We start from the raw sequence: 15,546 nt of genomic DNA, 5'->3' as shown, positions 1-15,546 counted from the left end.
ATAAGGTGGGAACCTGGTGAGGGCGCTCCGCCGCGCCGGCGCGTCGGGGGGCCCACGGAAGGGAGCTGGGTTGCTGGAGGCGCTCGACTGGACGGCGCTGCGAGACGAGTACCAGCGCGCCACGCCGTGGCCGCACCTCGTCGTCGACGGCATCCTCCCGGCCGACGTCCCCGCGCGCGTGGCGACCGAGGCCGCCGCGCTCTCGGAGAGCGCGCTCGTCCGTCGCCGCTCGCGCCGTCAGTACAAGCTCAGCTCGCTCGAAGCGGACGGTCTCGGCCCGACGACGCGCGAGGCGCTCGACGTCCTGAGCGGTTCGGTGCTCACCGACTTCGTCCAGACCGTCACCGGGATCGACGGACTCGAGACCGATCCGACCTTCTGTCGCGCGGGCCTCTTCGTCTACCCGGCCGGGGGATGGCAGCGCGTGCACGAAGACTTCCCGGTCCATCCCCACACGGGCCTCTGGAATCGCGCGGTCGTCCTCTACTACTGCAGCGACTGGAAGCCCGGAATGGGCGGGCGGCTCGAGCTCTGGCCGAGCGACATGTCGGCGATCGGACAGCGCATCGAGCCGGTGCCGGGCCGGCTGGTCGTGTTCGAACCGACGCGCGCGCACCCGCACGGTGTCGAAGCGCTCGCGCCGGACGCGGGTCTGCGGGTTGCGTTGTCGAGCCGGCTGTACTCGCACGAGGCGCCCGCGCTCACGCCGAGCCCGCCGATGCTGCGCTGGTCGCGCCGGCCGTCGGAACGACGGCGCGATGTGTGGCCGACCGCGTCGGAGTTCTTCCGCGAGCTCACGACGCAGGTGCGGAGGCGCTCCCGCAAGAGCAGCCGCCGCGACACGTACTGACTGGTCGCGCTCGCTTCGCTCTCGGCTCCGTCACACGGGAGCGCGCGTCTACTTCCGATCGAGCTCCAGCATTCGGATCGCGTTGCCGCGCAGGATCTTGTACGCCTGCTGCTCGTCGACGTCCTGCAGGATCTTCTCGCAGTACGCCTTCGAGTTCGGCCACGTCGTGTCGGTGTGCGGGTAGTCGGTCTCGAAGCAGATGTTGTTCTCGCCGACCTCGTCGAGCGAGCGCACGCCGTGCGAGTCCCAGGTGAAGCACCCGAAGACGCGCTCGTAGTAGTACGTCGACGGCGGTTCGGGGATGAGCTTCTTCGAGTTGAGCCAGGCGTTGTGCTCTTCCCACACCGTGTCGGCCCGCTCGAGCGCGTACGGGATCCACCCGATCTGACCTTCGGAGTACGCGATCTTCAGCTTCGGGAACTGGCGCATCTTCCCGCTGAAGAGGTAGTCGCCGAGCGATGCCATCGAGTTGTTGAACGCCACCATGCTGCCGACGCCGCCCGGTGCGTCGGCCGACGACGCGGGGTCGGAGGACGACGACCCGACGTGCATGCACACCGTGGTGCCCGTCGCGTCGCACGCCGCGAACATCGGGTCCCAGTGCCCGGTGTGGATGCTCGGCAGGTTGAGTCGCGTGGGCAGCTCGGAGAAACAGACCGCGCGCACGCCGCGCTTCGCGTTGCGCTCGATCTCCCGCGCCGCGAGCTGCGGATCCCAGAGCGGCATGATGCAGCACGGGATGTTGATGCCGATCGAGGGGTCGCACCACTCCTCGACCATCCAGTCGTTGTACGCCTCGACGCAGGCGAGCGCGAGCTCCTTGTCGTCGGCTTCGTAGAACGTCTGGCCGCAGAAGCGCGGGAACGTCGGGAACGGCAGTGAGCCGTCGACCCAGTTGAGCTCGAAGTCCTTCTTGCGCTCCTTGGGGTCCCAGCAACCGGGGCGCATGTCGTCATACGTCGTCGCGGTCATCGTCATGACCGTCTTGTCGAACGTGGACGGATCGTCGTTCTTCGTGGCGATCTTCGGAATCGCGACGAACTTCTTCTGCACGTAGATGAGGTTGCCGTCGTAGATCCAGGCGTCGCCCCACTCGCCCTCGGCGTCCTCGGTCATCTCGTACTTGGCGCCCTTGCGGAGGCGGAATGCACCCCAGCGCTTGCGCTCGACGTGCGGGCCGCGCTCCCGCCACTTCTCGGGCAGCCACGTCTGCCAGACGTGGGCCGGCTCGACGACGTGATCGTCGACACTGATGATCTTCGGGAGTTCCATTGCGCTCCTCGAGCCTGCCGGGCGGTGAGCGCGAATTATGACACCGCCGTCAGGTTCGGGTCCGATGCGCTACGTCGACGGTGCGCCGACGCTCCACGACTCGATGTCGTCCTCGAGCACCCAGGTGGGGCGCTCGTTGTTGCGGCTGACGAAGTAACGCGTGTGGTCGTCGGCCAGGTGCTGGGCCTCGACGAGCAGGAACGGCTGGTCGCCGTGGTCGCGGACGGTCACCCACACCGCGCCGCCGACCGGAACCGAGCCGTTCTGCTTCGCGGCACCATTCGCCGGGGCGGGCACGGTCGGGCTCGCCGGCGCCGGATTCGCCGCGGCCGCGTTGCCGCGGGCACGCACATCGGCCGCGGTGACCCACGAAGTCGCGAGCAGACCGACCGCGATGATCATGGCGGCGGCCGCGATCTTGGCGATCTTCACGCCGTCGGGGTCGCCCGCGTTGATCGTGAACAGCGCGACCGCCGCGGTGCCGAGCGACGTGATCGTCGTGCCGGCGCCGGTGACGCGGGTCAGCGCGAGCGAAGTGCCTTGAATCGGGGTGTCCTCGGTCGCCATCGTTGCCTCCCCACAGAGTGCGTCGACGCCCACGCGCCGACGCGTGCCCTGTCGTTCTCGCGCCGCCGGGCAAACGCGGCGCAAAACGAGCGGGCGCCGGCGCCGCGATACTTCCGGCCCATGACGAGCGGGGCGCCGCGGCGCATCGACTACGCGGGCTCGGTGCACGACGAGCGCGAGATCGAGGCCGTCGTCGCCGTGCTGCGCGGTGGGCCGACCGCGTTGCGCATCGGCCGGAACGTGCGCGCGATGGAACAACGGGTCGCCGCGCTCTTCGCCAAGCGGCGCGGTGTGATGTGCAACTCGGGGAGCTCTGCGCTCTACCTCGCGATCGAAGTGCTCGACCTCGAACCCGGCGACGAGATCATCACGGCACCGGTCACGTTCTCCACGGACCTCGCGCCGATGTTCCGCAACCGGCTCGTGCCGGTGTTCGTCGACGTCACCGTCGACACGTTCCAGATCGACGTCGACGCGATCGAAGTGATGATCGGTCCGCGCACGCGCGCCATCCTCGCACCGAACCTCATCGGGAACGTGCCCGACTGGGACGCGATCCGCGCGATCGCCGATCGTCACGGACTCCGGGTCGTCGAGGACTCGTGTGACGCGCTCGGATCGACGCTGCGCGGCACGCCGACCGGAACGCGCGCCGACATCAGTCTCACGAGCTTCGCGCTCTCGCACATCATCACGGCCGCGGGGACCGGCGGCATGGTGTGCTTCGACGACGACGCGCTCGCCGATCGCGCGCTGCTCCTCCGCCGTTGGGGCCGACGTTCGGAGGTGCAGCTGTTCGGTTCGACGAAGGGCGCGGACCGTCGCTTCTTCAGCACGATCGACGGCGACATCGAGTACGACAACCTCTTCATCTTCGACGAGGTCGGCTGGAACTTCGAGCCGTCGGAGCTCTCGGCCGCCTTCGGGTTGGTTCAGCTCGACAAGCTCGGCGACAACCTCGCGCGGCGGCAACGCAACTTCGAGCGGACGAGCTCGTGGTTCGCCCGGTGGCCGGACTGCTTCACCCTGCCGCGACTGACCGACGGCGTCGACACCGGCTGGCACATGTTTCCCGTGCTGATCCGGCCGGAGTCGGGGATCCGTCGGTCGGAGCTGCAGCACTGGATGGAGCAACGCGGTGTCGACACGCGCATGGTGTGGACGGGCAACGCGGCGCGCCAGCCCGCGTTCCGCGCGCGCGAGTTCCGTCAGCCCGACCGCGGACTGCCGAACGCGGACCGGGTGATGGAGTGGGGCTTGGTGCTGCCGAACAACCACTCGATGGACGACTCGGACTGCGACTACATCGGCGAGTGCGTCGAGGCGTTCCTCGCAAGCCGCGGGAAGGGGCGGGTGGCTTCGCCGCCCGTCCGGCCCGAAGTCTGAGGCGTCAGGAGCGGCGAGCGAAGCGAGTGCGACCAGAAAGCTCAGAGCGAGAGGGCGAGAAGTTCCGGCGGGCTCGCCTGACCGACGGGGACGTAGACGGTGTTGCCCGCGATCGACAGGAAGCCGTTGATGCCGCCCTTCGTCTTGTACTTCCAGACGATCTTGCTGGTGTCGATATTGATCGCCACGACCGTGCCGTCGAGCAGCGACGTGAACACGAGGTCGTTCACGACGGCGACGCCGCCGAGCGGATCGCCGGGCACCTTGGTGTCCCACTCCACCGTGCCGGTCGCGACGTCGAGCGCGACGACCTCGCCGTCGTGCTTGCCCATCTGCGCGCCGAAGTACGCGGTCTTGTTCGGCTCGAGGGTCACGGGCTCGTTCACGGTCGCGAAGTACGCGACGCCGATCGTGGCTGCCGGCGGCGTCTCGACACCGCCGTACGTGCCCGGCGCGATCTCGGTCGGGCCGGGGAGCGTGGTGAGGTCGTCGTTGTGGTGCTGTCCGATCGCGCGTTGCCACACGACCCTGCCGGTCGCAGGGTCGAGCGCGACGACGACGCCGGACTTGCCTGCGCTGATCACGACCTGATCGCCGTTGCCCATCGACGCGAGCATCGCGTGCACCTGATCGCGGTCGAACAGGTCGTGCGCCGTGACCTGGTGGTACCAGAGCAGCTTGCCGGTGTCGACGTTCAGCGCGACGAGTGAGTCGGTGTAGAGGTTCGGCCCGGGGCGACTCGTTCCGTTCGGATACGCGCTCGTGCCGGGGAACGGCGCGGGATTCGCGGTGCCGAAGTACACCGCGCGCCGGCGCACGTCGATCGCCGGCGGGTACCACGCGCCGCCGCCCGAGTTCACGCCCGGGTTGCCCCACAGCGCGGTACCGCCCTTGACCGTGTCGAAATGCCAGCGGATCTTGCCGGTCGCGGCGTCGAGCGCGACGAGGCGGCCGACGTCGCCACCCGCGTAGATGCCGCCGGCGCTCACCGGCACGCTGCTCGCGAGGACGAGACCCGCGAACACGGTGGGTTGGACGTCGACGCCGAGCGTCTTCGTCGTCGTGATGCGCGTGCGCCAGTCGACCGCTCCGGTCTTCGCGTCGAGCGCGATCACACCGCTCGAACCGTCGTCGCCGAAGACGCGGCCGTTCGCGATGGCCGCACCGAACGGTCCGATGTTGAAGCCCGTCGCGCGCGTCCAGCGCGTGTGGCCGGTCGCGCGATCGATCGCGACGATCTCGCCCGTGCCGCCCTGCAGGTAGATCGTGTCCTTCGTGACGATCGGCGCGGTCGAGAGCGCGCCGATGCCGCTCGGTGTCGCGGTCCAACGCGGCTTCAGCTGCGCGACGTTCGCACTCGTGATCGCGCTCGCGTTCGTGGCGCGCGAGTTCGAGTAGTCGCGGCCGGGGAGCGGCCAGTCGTCCGCGTTCGCGCTCACCTCGCTCGGAATGCCCGCGACACCGCTGGTCGGCTGCACGGTCAGCGGTGGCGCCGTGGACGCGGTCGCCCCGCTGGTTGCGTGCGACCCGGTGCTGCTGCACGACGCCGCGACCACCGCGATGACGAGCGCGCAGGCCAGGCCACCGATTCTCCGCATGAGGCAGGGGAGGGTACGGCGTTTTGGATGCCCGTGCGTTCGCCGATCCGGGTGCCGATGCGACACGAGTCGCGAACGGCGAACGGGCGCGGGGCCGCGCGGGTGGTGCAGACTCCCGATCGGTCGCACGGCGCGACGCGAAGCAGGAGGAGATTGCAATGGGTCTGTTCGACGCGTTCCGCTACGACGGGAAGCGAGTGCTCGTGGTGGGCGCGGCAAGCGGGATGGGTGCGGCGACGGCTGCGGTCGCGCTCGACGCGGGTGCCGAGGTCATCGGCATGGACTTCGCCGACATCGAGCTCGAGGGCGCGAAGAAGGTCAAGGTGAACCTCGCCGACCAGGCGTCGATCGACGGCGCGCTCGGCGAGATCAGTGGACCCTTCGACGCGGTGTTCTCGTGTGCGGGCGTCGCCGACGGCACGCCCGGCATCGAGAAGATCAACTTCATCGGTCACCGCTACCTGATCAACCGGTTGCTCGAGCGCAACTGGTTGCCGCGCGGCTCTTCGATCGGCTTCATCTCCTCCGCGGCCGGGCTCGGTTGGGAAGCGAACCTCGACCTGGTGAAGGAGTACCTCGATGTGGAGGACTTCGACGCCGCGTCGCAGTGGGCGATCGATCACGGCAAGGCCGACTACATGTGGAGCAAGCAGGCGATCTGCGCCTACGTCGCGCGCGAAGCGATGGCGTTCCTCAAGCAGGGCATCCGCATCAACGCGATCTGTCCCGGTCCGACCGACACGCCGCTCGCACAGGCGAACAAGGACATGTGGCTCGGCTTCGGAGCCGACTACCGCGAAGCGGTCGGCGTCGAAGCCGCAACTCCGCTCGAGCAGGCGAACACGCTGCTGTTCCTCTGCAGCGACGCGGCCTCCGCGATCGCGGGGCAGACGTTGATCACCGACGCGGGCTACTTCGCCTCGGGCATCACCGGTTCGTTCCCCGACGCCACACCGGCCGTGCACTTCCTGCTCGGTCGCTACGGCGCGCTGTAGCTGATGGTCGCACTCGCTTCGCTCGCCGTTCCTGCGGGACCGAATCTCTGAGCTGATGGTCGCACTCGCTTCGCTCGCCGTTCCTGCGAATCCTTGACCGGGGAGAGACCCAATGGACATCAACGGTAAGAAAGCGGTCGTCGTCGGCGGCGCGTCGGGGATGGCGAAGGCATCGGCCGAGATGCTGCACGCGCGCGGCGCGTCGATCGCGATCATGGACCTGCCCGCGTCGGCCGGTGCCGAGGTCGCGAAGGAGCTCGGCGGCACGTTCCATCCGGTCGACGTCACCGACTTCGAAGGCGCGGAGCTCGCACTGAGCGAAGCGGTCGACGCGCTCGGCGGCTTGCACATCGCGGTGAACACTGCGGGCGGCGGCATCGGCATGCGCACCGTCGGTCGCGACGCGCCGCACCCGCTCGCCGACTTCCAGAAGGTCATCAACCTGAACCTCGTCGCAACGTTCAACCTGAACCGGTTGCAGGCATGGCACATGTCGACGAACGAGCCCGAGGACGAAGAGCGCGGCGTGATCGTCGACACCGCGTCGATCGCGGCGTTCGAGGGCCAGATCGGCCAGGTCGCGTACACGGCCGCGAAGGCCGGCATCGCGGGCATGGTCTTCACGATGGCGCGCGATCTCGGAAGCCTCGGCATCCGCACGCTCGCGATCGCGCCGAGCCTGTTCAGCACGGGCCTCACCGAGGGCATCCCCGACGAGTTCGCAAACGTGCTCACGAAGGACGCCGCGTTCCCCAAGCGCATGGGGCGCCCGGACGAGTACGGGCGGCTCGTCGTCGCGATCGTCGAGACGCCCATGCTCAACGGCTCGTGCATCCGCCTCGACGGCGGCCAGCGATTCGCCCCGAAATGATGGTCGGGCTCGCACGCTCGCCCTCCAGGACGGCGGGGTGGCCGACCGCTACGCCGTGCTGAACCGGCATCTCATCGGGCTCGACAAGTGCATGTGGGAGTGCGACTTCCCTCCCAACGACTCGAACTGGCCGGAGCGCCGCAGGGTCCTGGCCGACGCCGTGCTCGACATCCCCGACGACGACGCCCGCCAGATCGGCGAGCTCAACGCCCGCCCCCTCTACAACTTCTGGTAGCTCAAGCCGGTGCCTCCGGCGGCCGACTTCTTTCTCGATGTCGGAGGTCGAATCGGAGCCCGACGGCTTGGTCGTCGCCATGACGCGGGACGCCGCGGGGCTCGTGACGTGGGTCGAGGAATCGGTCGTCGACCTGCTCGGCTGGCAGCCCGACCAGCTGGTGGGGCAGCCGTCGACGCGGCTCATTCATCCCGAGGACCAGGGCCCGGCCGTCGCCGCGTGGATGGACATGATCACCGCACCCGACGAGACCTGGCTCTGGCGCGGTCGCTATCAGAGCGCCGACGGCCGGTGGGTCTGGGTCGAGGTCACGAACCGGTGCGAGCTCGACGGCCAGACCATTCACACCACGATGCAACGCGTCAGCGTCGAGCAGGTCGGGATCGAGGAGGAGCTGCGCGCGCGTGAAGAGCTGCTGAGCCGGCTCTCGGACGCGCTGCCGGTCGGCATCTTCCAGTTCGATCGTGCGGGCACGATCGTGTTCACGAACGACCAACTCTTCGAGATCCTCGGTACCGCGCCGGCGGCGCGGATCGACGGTCAGTTCGCGAACGTGGTCCCCGAGGACCGCGCGCTGCTCGCGCGCGCGGCGGCCGCGACGCTCGCCGGCGAACGCGCCGACGACGTGGAGCTCCGACTCGACGTGCCGCGCGCCGACGGGGTTCCGTGCGAGCGCGTGTGCGTGGTGTCGTTGCGTCCGCTCACCGATTCGACCGGTGCGCCGGTCGGCGCGGTCGGCTGCGTGAACGACGTGACCGACCGCGTGCTGCTCCGGCGCGAGCTCGAGGTGCGCGCGTCGATCGACGCGCTGACCGGCTGCCTCAATCGGGGGACCGTGCTGCAGATGCTCGAGGACGAGCTCGCGACACCGAGGCCCGAGGGCACCGCGGTCGTCTTCGTCGACCTCGACCGCTTCAAGTTCGTGAACGACCGCTTCGGGCACGCGACCGGCGACGCGTTCCTACGCTGTGCCGCGCAGCGGCTCCACACCGCGATCCGCCAGCAGGACCGCGTTGGTCGCTTCGGTGGCGACGAGTTCCTGGTGCTGTGCCCGGGAGTCACCGACGAGCAGCACGCGCAGCGCATCGCGCGCCGGATCCGGCTCGCGCTCGAAGGTCCCGTCGACATCAACGGTGCCGTGATCGAGCTGCACGCAAGCGTCGGCTCGTCGTGGACGGCCGAGCCGATCCCGGCCGACACGCTCATCGAACGCGCCGACGCGCTGATGTACGCCAAGAAGCAGGCCGAGCGCACGCGCGACGAGCTCGTCGGGACGCGCTAGAGACTGCGAGTCACTCCGGCGCCGGCTCGTCGAACGCGCGGCGGAGCCGGTCGCGCAACTCGGCGGGCATGCGGTCGATGTCGCGTTCGCCGATCTCGTGCGTCAACGCGATCGTGCGGCGCATCTGGGCGAGGTACTCACGGCAGTGCGGGCAGTCGGCGAGATGCTCCTCGACGAGCCGCGTCACGTCGTCGGGAAGCGTGCCTTCGAGGTACGCGGTGACGTCCTCGACGAACTGCCGGCACACGTAGGCGGACGCGGCGCTCATCGGTCGCGACCTTCGTCGTTGCGGCGTTCGAGCGTGGCGCGCACCTTCGAACGGCCGCGGTGCAGCAGCACGCGCTGGTTGCCGTCGGTGATCGCGAGCGCGTCGCACACCTCGGCGGCGGACCAACCGAGCACGTCACGCATCGTCACGACCTCGCGCTGGTCCGGTGGCAACCGCTCGATCGCATCGTGGATGGTCGCCGCCGTGTCGCCGTCGATCGCGCGTTGCTCGGGCCCGGGCCACGGGCACGGAGGTTCCTTCCACTGCCCGCGCCCGTGAAGCGTGAAGCGCCGGAACCGGTGCGGATCGACCGCCGGCTCGTCGGCCGACGTCGCGTTCGTCGCGAACGGGATCGTGCGGTGCTCCTTCGCGCCGTGCGAGCGTGCGATGTTCACGAGGATCTTGAACATCCACGTCTTGAGGCTCGCGCGGTGTTCGAAACCGTCGATGCCCTGGATGATCGCGAGCCACGTCTCCTGCACCACCTCGTCGGCGATCGCGCGACTCGGAACGTACTGCTGCGCGAGCCGCACGAGTGCCGAGTGGTAGTGATCGACGAGATACGCGAACGCGTCGCCGTCGCGCGCGGTGAGCGCCTTCGTGAGGACGACGTCGTCCGTGAAGTCCGCTCCGGGCACGGTGGTGAGCGTAGGCCGCTCGCGTCATGCGTCTCAGTCGGGCGGGCGCGGTCTTTCGTTACACGAGATTGCCAAATCTTTTCTGTAACGCGGGAGCGGTCCGGCCCACTGAACGGAGAACCACTTGTCATCGATCCCGGAGGAAATGCATGAGATCTCCGTTCCGCATCCTCGCGACCGTCGCGCTCGGCGCGGCGTTCGCATTGCCCGCGCCCGCATTCGCGGCGGTCGCGGCCCACGCGCCGGCGACCGGCGCCGACCATGCCGTCTTCGTGCAGACCGACGATCCGGCCGGCAATCACGTCGTCGCCTATCACCGCGGCGCGAACGGTGCCTTGACGCTCGCCGGCACCTACTCGACCGGCGGACGCGGCGGAGTGCTCGACGGATCGGTCGTCGACCACCTCGCGTCGCAAGGCTCCCTGACCTACGACCGCGATCACGGCCTGCTCTTCGCCGTGAACGCGGGCAGCGACAGCGTCTCGGTGTTCTCGGCGTCCGGTGACCACCTGACGCGGCGGCAGGTGATCGCGTCGGGCGGCCAGTTCCCCGTGAGCGTCGCGGTGCACGACGACCTCGTGTACGTGTTGAACGCGCGCGACGGTGGCGTCGTGCAGGGCTACGGGCTCCGCAACGGTCGTCTGATTCCGTTGCGGCACGCGCGCGCGGACCTCGGACTCGACTCCACCGCGTCACCGGAGTTCGTGAACACGCCGGGTCAGGTCGCGTTCTCGCCGTCGGGCCAGCAGCTCGTCGTCACGACGAAGGCGAACGGCAACGACGTCGACGTGTTCCGCGTCGGCTACTTCGGTGAGCTGTCGGCGCCGACCGTGAACGCGCTGCCGGGCGCGGTGCCGTTCGCGATCGCGTTCGACCACTCGCGTCATCTCGTGCTTGCCGAGGCGGGCACGAACGCGGTCGCGTCGTTCGAGCTGAACCACGACGGCACGATCCACGCGCTCGACTCGGTCGCGACCGGTCAGGCCGCAACGTGTTGGATCGCCGGCGCGCAGGGCTACCTGTTCGCGTCGAACGCGGGGAGCGGCTCCATCAGCCGTGTCCAACCCGCAGCGAATGGCGCGCTCACGCTGCTCGGTGCCACGACGACCGACGCGGGCACGGTCGACGCCGCCGCGAGCGCGGCTGGTCGCTACCTGTACGTGCAGACCGGCGCGAGCGGGATCGTCGACGGCTTCCACGTGGGCAGCGACGGATCGCTCACGAGCGTGGGCAGCGTCACCGTTGCCAGCGCGGTCGGCGGCGAGGGCATCGTCGCCGTCTGACGTTCGCGGCGAACTGCTTCTACCCGAGGGCTCGCGACCGGCAGGTGCGGTCGCGAGCCCTCGGTCGCTCACGGTGTGAGCACGACCTTGCCGGGGATGTGCTTCGTGGACTTGTCCATGAACGCGCCGCGCGTGTCGGAGAGCGGGTAGACCGCGCCGACCTCGGCGCGCAGCGTGCCGTCGTCGACGAGGCGCGCGATCTCGCGCAACTGCGCGCCGCTCGCGTCGCGGACGAAGCTCACCGTGCGGATGTCGGTGCGATCGGTCGACGACTCCACCATGATCGAAACGAGCGCGCCGCCCGGCTTCACGAGCGCGGCGGAACGCGCGAGCACGTCGCCGCCGATGATGTCGTACACGAGCTCGACCGGGGGAATGGCCTTGTCCCAGTCGTCCTGCTCGACGTCGACGTACTCGTCGGCACCGAGCGCGAGCACACGGTCACGCGCGTCGGCGCGGCCGGTGCCGATGACATGCGCGCCCGCCCAGTGTGCGAGCGGTACCGCCATCGTCCCGACGCCGCCGCCGGCGCCGTGGATCACGACCGTCTGCCCGCGCTCGAGATGGCCATGGTCGAACAGTGCCTGCCACGACGTGAGCGCGGCCTGCGGGATCGCGGCGGCTTGCACGAAGTCGATCGTCGCCGGCTTCTTCGCCAGGCTGCGCACCTCGATGGCGACGTACTCGGCTGCCCATCCGTCGCGGTAGCCGTCGATGAGGCCGAACACCTCGTCGCCGACGTCGAAGCCCGCGGCGCCGTAGCCGAGCGCGACCACGACGCCCGACCCTTCGTGCGCGGGGATCCGCGCGCCGCGCGGGTGGCCCATGCGGTCGTTCGCGAGCGGCCACAACAGCTCCGTCGGCGTGAAGCTCGCGGCTCGAACCTCCACGAGCGCGTCGCCGATCATGGCTTGGGGATCGGGCGCGTCCTCGTACTCGAGACCTTCGATTCCTTCGAGCCCCTTGGGTTCCCGGATGCGAACAGCCTTCATGGCGGCCTCCTTGTGACTGGGGGGATCACGTTTCGCGTACCCATTCGACGAACGGGCGACCGCGGAATCGACATCGACCGTAGAGCTCGGGTCCCGGGGCCTGGTCACCGCAGCACCGGTACGCTGCCGCGGATGGCCGACGTCGAGGCGACGGAAGCGGGCGGCGACCTCGATCTCCTCCGCCGCGCGTCGCGCGCGAGTGAGAGTCCGCGCGCGAACTCGCGCGCTGCGCTCGTCGACGCGGCGTTCGAGGAGTTCTCGACGCGCGGCTACGAGGAGGCGACGGTCGCGGGAATCGCGGAGCGCGCCGGCGTGACGACCGGTGCGTTGTACGCGCATTTCGCGGGCAAGCTCGACCTGCTGCTCGCGACGGTCGGGCTCACGCCTGCGGCCGATGTCGTCGACTCGATCGCGGGTCTCGCCGCGCTGCCGTGGAGCGAGGCGTCGCGCATCATGAGCCACGGTCTCGCGACCCCGCCGGACCGCGGCATGCTCCTGCTGCTCGACGTGATCGTCGTCGCGCGTCGCGATCCGCACGTGAAGCGCATCTTGCGTCGCGGCCTCGAGACCTACCTCGACGCGATGAAGGAGGCGAACGACAAGGGTGTCGCGCTCGGCGTCATCGATCCCGCGCTCCGCACCGACGAGCTCGCGCGTCTGTTCGCGCTGCTCACGTTCGGCCGCATGGTGTTCGCGGCGCTCGACGAGCCGCCGCCATCCGACGAAGCCTTCGGTCGATTCACCGATCTCGTGATGCAGTCGGCGGGCGGAGACGGTGACGAGACCCGACCGGCCGCGCTGGCGCGCGTGCGGGCGCGGGCGACGACGGCGGAGCGGGCGCAGCGCTCGCTGCACGACAGCCTCGTCGACGCGGTCGAGGCGGGTCACAGCCTGCGGCAGGTGGGCGCGGCGGCCGGGCTCTCGCACGAGCGCGTGCGTCAGGTGCTGCGCGAGCGCGGTGAGCGTCAATCATCCTGACAGCGGCGCCGGCGTGTGACCGATCCCCGTGGGAAAGCTGACGCCGCGAACGTAACCTTGCTACGTTCCCCAGCCGATGCGCGCGGCCGACACCTACCCGCACGACGCGGACCTCGCGCTGATCCCGTTCGTGTTCGGCGCGGACCGCAGCCACGCGCACTTCATCCTCACGCCGGATCTCACGCGCCACGACGGCGTGCTCTACGGCGGGACCGGCGCGGCCGCGTCGGTGATGCTCATGGAGGCCGCGACCCAGCGCGACGCGGTGTGGGTGGCGACGCAGTTCGTGGCCTACGCGAACCTCGGTGAGCGCATCGACCTCGTCGCCGACACGGTCGCCGCGGGCAAGCGCATCGCGCAGGTGCAGGTGGTCGCGCGAGTCGACGACCGCGTCATCTTCACGGCGCTCGGTGCGACCGCGCACGCGCGCCCGAACGGGCTCACCGGGCAGTACGACGACATGCCGCGTGTCTCGGCGCCGGAAGCCAGCGCGCCGTTGCATCGCGGACCGGCGATCGCCGAGCTCGCCGAACGCGGCTTCAACCGCAATCTCGAGTTCCGTGAGGCGACGCTCGAGGATCCGCAGTCGCACGCGATGGCGCTCTGGGCACGCCTGACGCCGCCGGTTCGCACGATGACCGCCGCGGGTGTCGCCTTCGTCGCCGACATGATCCCGGGTGCGATCGCGCGCGCCGCGGGCAAGCTCGGCGGAGGCTTCAGCCTCGACAACGCGCTGCGGTTCGCGAGCGTTCCGCCGGTCGAGTGGGTGCTGCTGCACCTGCGCGGCGAGGTCGCGTCGCATGGTTACGGGCACGGATCGTTCACCGCGTGGTCGCGCGACGGTGTGCTGCTCGCGACCGGCAGCCAGACCGCGAGCATGACGCACGTGTTCGACAGCGCCGACGATCCCGCGATGGAGGAGTGGCGGCGATCGATCGTCGAAGCGACGAGGAGGGGATCGTGACCGAAGAATTTGCCGAGCTCGTCGACCCGCAGTTCTGGCGCCAGCCGCTCGAGGACCGCATGGCGCGCTTCGCGGAGCTCCGCGACATCGACGCGTTTCTGCCCGCGTCGTTCGACAACCCGATGTCGGGTCTCACCGAGACGTTCGTCGTGACGACGCGCTACTCGGATGTCGTCGAGATCAGCCGCCGCCCGGAAGACTTCTGCTCGGGACAAGGCGCGGTCTCGATCCCGGACCTGCCGGCCGAGGCGCTCGAGTTCTTCGGCTCGTTCATCAACATGGACGACCCGCGCCACGCGCGCCAGCGCGGCATCGTGTCGCGGTCGTTCACGCCCCGGCAGCTCGCGACCGTGCTCGACTCGGTCGAGACGATCTGCCGCGAGGTGATCGACGGCATGTGCGAGCAGGGCGAGGTCGACCTCGTCGAGGCGCTCTCGCAGCCGTTCCCGCTGCTCGTCATCTGCGACATGATGGGCATCCCGCGCAGTGAGTTCCGCACGGTGCTCGAGGCGACGAACGTCATCCTCGGAGCCGGCGACCCCGACATGCTCGGCGGTCGCGAGCCGATGACCGCGATGTTCGAAGCCGGCATCCAGCTCACGACGTTGATGAACGAGCTCGCCGACGAGCGCCGCCAGCGGCCGCGCGACGACCTCACGTCGGCGCTCGTGAACGCGGAGAACGACGAGGACATCCTGGCGCCGCACGAGATCGCGCCGTTCTTCATCCTGCTCGCGGTCGCGGGCAACGACACGACGCGCACGGCGATCAGTCGTGGCATGCACCTGCTCGCGCAGAACCCCGACCAACGCCGGTTGTGGCAGAACGATCTCGAGGGCGTCACCGCGAGCGCGGTCGAGGAGATCGTGCGCGTCGCGTCGCCGGTCACGTTCATGCGGCGCACCGCGACGAAGGCCACGCGCGTCGGCGACCACGAGTTCGCGGCGGGCGACAAGGTCGTGCTGTTGTACGGCGTCGCAAACCGCGACCCGCGCGTGTTCGACGAACCGGAGCGCTTCGACGTGGTGCGCAACCCGAATCCGCACGTCGGCTTCGGTGGCCCGGGGCCGCACTTCTGCCTCGGTGCGCACCTCGCCCGGCGCGAGGTCGCAGTCGCCTTCCGTCAACTGCTCACGCGCCTGCCCGACATCGACGTCGCAGGCGAGCTGGTGCCGCTCGACGCGATGGGCATCCCGCTCGTCGGCGGCGTGAAGCGTCTGCCCGTCCGGTTCACACCCACCGCTCGTCAACAGAATTGACAATGTGACGCGACCGGCGGCGATTCGTCGGGAGAGCCTGGCCACCGAGCAATAGCAACGATATGTTTTCGGCCCGGCGGCACGTCCCTGGGGGAGCGAGGAGCGCGC

Annotated in this window: 16 protein-coding genes; 10 read left to right on the top strand and 6 right to left on the bottom strand. The window is 69.6% G+C overall.

Annotation, left to right across the window (positions count from 1 at the left end; all coding sequences use genetic code 11):
• Window positions 1-70: 70 nt before the first annotated feature.
• Window positions 71-850 (top strand): 2OG-Fe(II) oxygenase, encoded by a 780-nt coding sequence (locus VH914_20345; GenBank protein ID HEX4493564.1) that lies wholly within the window; start codon window positions 71-73, stop codon window positions 848-850.
• 48 nt (window positions 851-898) lie between these two features.
• Here VH914_20345 and VH914_20340 read toward each other — a convergent pair whose 3' ends face one another.
• Window positions 899-2,122 carry an amidohydrolase family protein gene (locus tag VH914_20340; GenBank protein HEX4493563.1) on the bottom strand — a complete coding sequence of 408 codons (1,224 nt, stop codon included), beginning with the start codon at window positions 2,120-2,122 and terminating at the stop codon, window positions 899-901.
• Window positions 2,123-2,191: 69 nt separating this feature from the next.
• On the bottom strand, window positions 2,192-2,689 hold the full coding sequence (locus VH914_20335; GenBank protein ID HEX4493562.1) for a hypothetical protein: 498 nt from the start codon (window positions 2,687-2,689) through the stop codon (window positions 2,192-2,194).
• 120 nt (window positions 2,690-2,809) lie between these two features.
• On the opposite strand from VH914_20335, the gene VH914_20330 reads away from it, so the two are divergent.
• Window positions 2,810-4,075: a DegT/DnrJ/EryC1/StrS family aminotransferase gene (locus VH914_20330; GenBank protein HEX4493561.1), complete on the top strand. Its 1,266-nt coding sequence runs from the start codon at window positions 2,810-2,812 to the stop codon at window positions 4,073-4,075.
• Window positions 4,076-4,116: 41 nt separating this feature from the next.
• On the opposite strand, the gene VH914_20325 is transcribed toward VH914_20330, so the two are convergent.
• Entirely contained in the window at window positions 4,117-5,673 is a 1,557-nt protein-coding gene (locus tag VH914_20325) for a PQQ-binding-like beta-propeller repeat protein (GenBank protein HEX4493560.1), read from the bottom strand.
• A gap of 158 nt (window positions 5,674-5,831) precedes the next feature.
• Between VH914_20325 and VH914_20320 the strand changes: the two genes are divergently transcribed.
• From VH914_20320 to VH914_20305, 4 genes are all read left to right on the top strand, one after another.
• Window positions 5,832-6,668, top strand: a complete 837-nt coding sequence (locus tag VH914_20320; GenBank protein ID HEX4493559.1) for an SDR family oxidoreductase — start codon at window positions 5,832-5,834, stop codon at window positions 6,666-6,668.
• A gap of 112 nt (window positions 6,669-6,780) precedes the next feature.
• Window positions 6,781-7,539 (top strand): SDR family NAD(P)-dependent oxidoreductase, encoded by a 759-nt coding sequence (locus VH914_20315; protein ID HEX4493558.1) that lies wholly within the window; start codon window positions 6,781-6,783, stop codon window positions 7,537-7,539.
• A gap of 37 nt (window positions 7,540-7,576) precedes the next feature.
• Window positions 7,577-7,774, top strand: coding sequence for an amidohydrolase family protein (locus VH914_20310; GenBank protein ID HEX4493557.1), 198 nt, complete (start codon window positions 7,577-7,579; stop codon window positions 7,772-7,774).
• A 37-nt stretch (window positions 7,775-7,811) separates the two neighbouring features.
• A complete protein-coding gene (locus VH914_20305; protein ID HEX4493556.1) occupies window positions 7,812-9,056 on the top strand; it encodes a diguanylate cyclase in 1,245 nt (414 codons plus the stop codon).
• A 10-nt stretch (window positions 9,057-9,066) separates the two neighbouring features.
• Here VH914_20305 and VH914_20300 read toward each other — a convergent pair whose 3' ends face one another.
• A complete protein-coding gene (locus tag VH914_20300; GenBank protein HEX4493555.1) occupies window positions 9,067-9,324 on the bottom strand; it encodes a zf-HC2 domain-containing protein in 258 nt (85 codons plus the stop codon).
• The gene (locus VH914_20295; protein ID HEX4493554.1) at window positions 9,321-9,962 is read right to left on the bottom strand and encodes an RNA polymerase sigma factor; all 642 of its coding nucleotides are present in this window, start codon (window positions 9,960-9,962) and stop codon (window positions 9,321-9,323) included. Before VH914_20295 ends, VH914_20300 begins: the two co-directional genes overlap by 4 nt.
• A gap of 149 nt (window positions 9,963-10,111) precedes the next feature.
• On the opposite strand from VH914_20295, the gene VH914_20290 reads away from it, so the two are divergent.
• On the top strand, window positions 10,112-11,245 hold the full coding sequence (locus tag VH914_20290) for a hypothetical protein (protein HEX4493553.1): 1,134 nt from the start codon (window positions 10,112-10,114) through the stop codon (window positions 11,243-11,245).
• 68 nt (window positions 11,246-11,313) lie between these two features.
• On the opposite strand, the gene VH914_20285 is transcribed toward VH914_20290, so the two are convergent.
• A complete protein-coding gene (locus VH914_20285; GenBank protein HEX4493552.1) occupies window positions 11,314-12,237 on the bottom strand; it encodes an NADP-dependent oxidoreductase in 924 nt (307 codons plus the stop codon).
• A 132-nt stretch (window positions 12,238-12,369) separates the two neighbouring features.
• Here VH914_20285 and VH914_20280 point away from each other — a divergent pair, with 132 nt between their 5' ends.
• The 3 genes from VH914_20280 (at window position 12,370) to VH914_20270 (ending at window position 15,438) form a co-directional block, all read left to right on the top strand.
• Complete coding sequence (locus tag VH914_20280) at window positions 12,370-13,215, top strand: helix-turn-helix domain-containing protein (protein ID HEX4493551.1); 846 nt, start codon at window positions 12,370-12,372, stop codon at window positions 13,213-13,215.
• Between the two features lie 76 nt (window positions 13,216-13,291).
• Window positions 13,292-14,179: a thioesterase family protein gene (locus VH914_20275; protein HEX4493550.1), complete on the top strand. Its 888-nt coding sequence runs from the start codon at window positions 13,292-13,294 to the stop codon at window positions 14,177-14,179.
• Window positions 14,176-15,438, top strand: a complete 1,263-nt coding sequence (locus tag VH914_20270; protein HEX4493549.1) for a cytochrome P450 — start codon at window positions 14,176-14,178, stop codon at window positions 15,436-15,438. The genes VH914_20275 and VH914_20270 overlap by 4 nt, the downstream gene beginning before the upstream one ends.
• Window positions 15,439-15,546: the final 108 nt, after the last annotated feature.

The organism is Acidimicrobiia bacterium, from assembly GCA_036271555.1.
In the GTDB taxonomy this organism is placed as follows: Bacteria; Actinomycetota; Acidimicrobiia; order IMCC26256; family PALSA-610; genus DATBAK01.
This window is presented reverse-complemented; position numbering and strand designations above follow the sequence as displayed.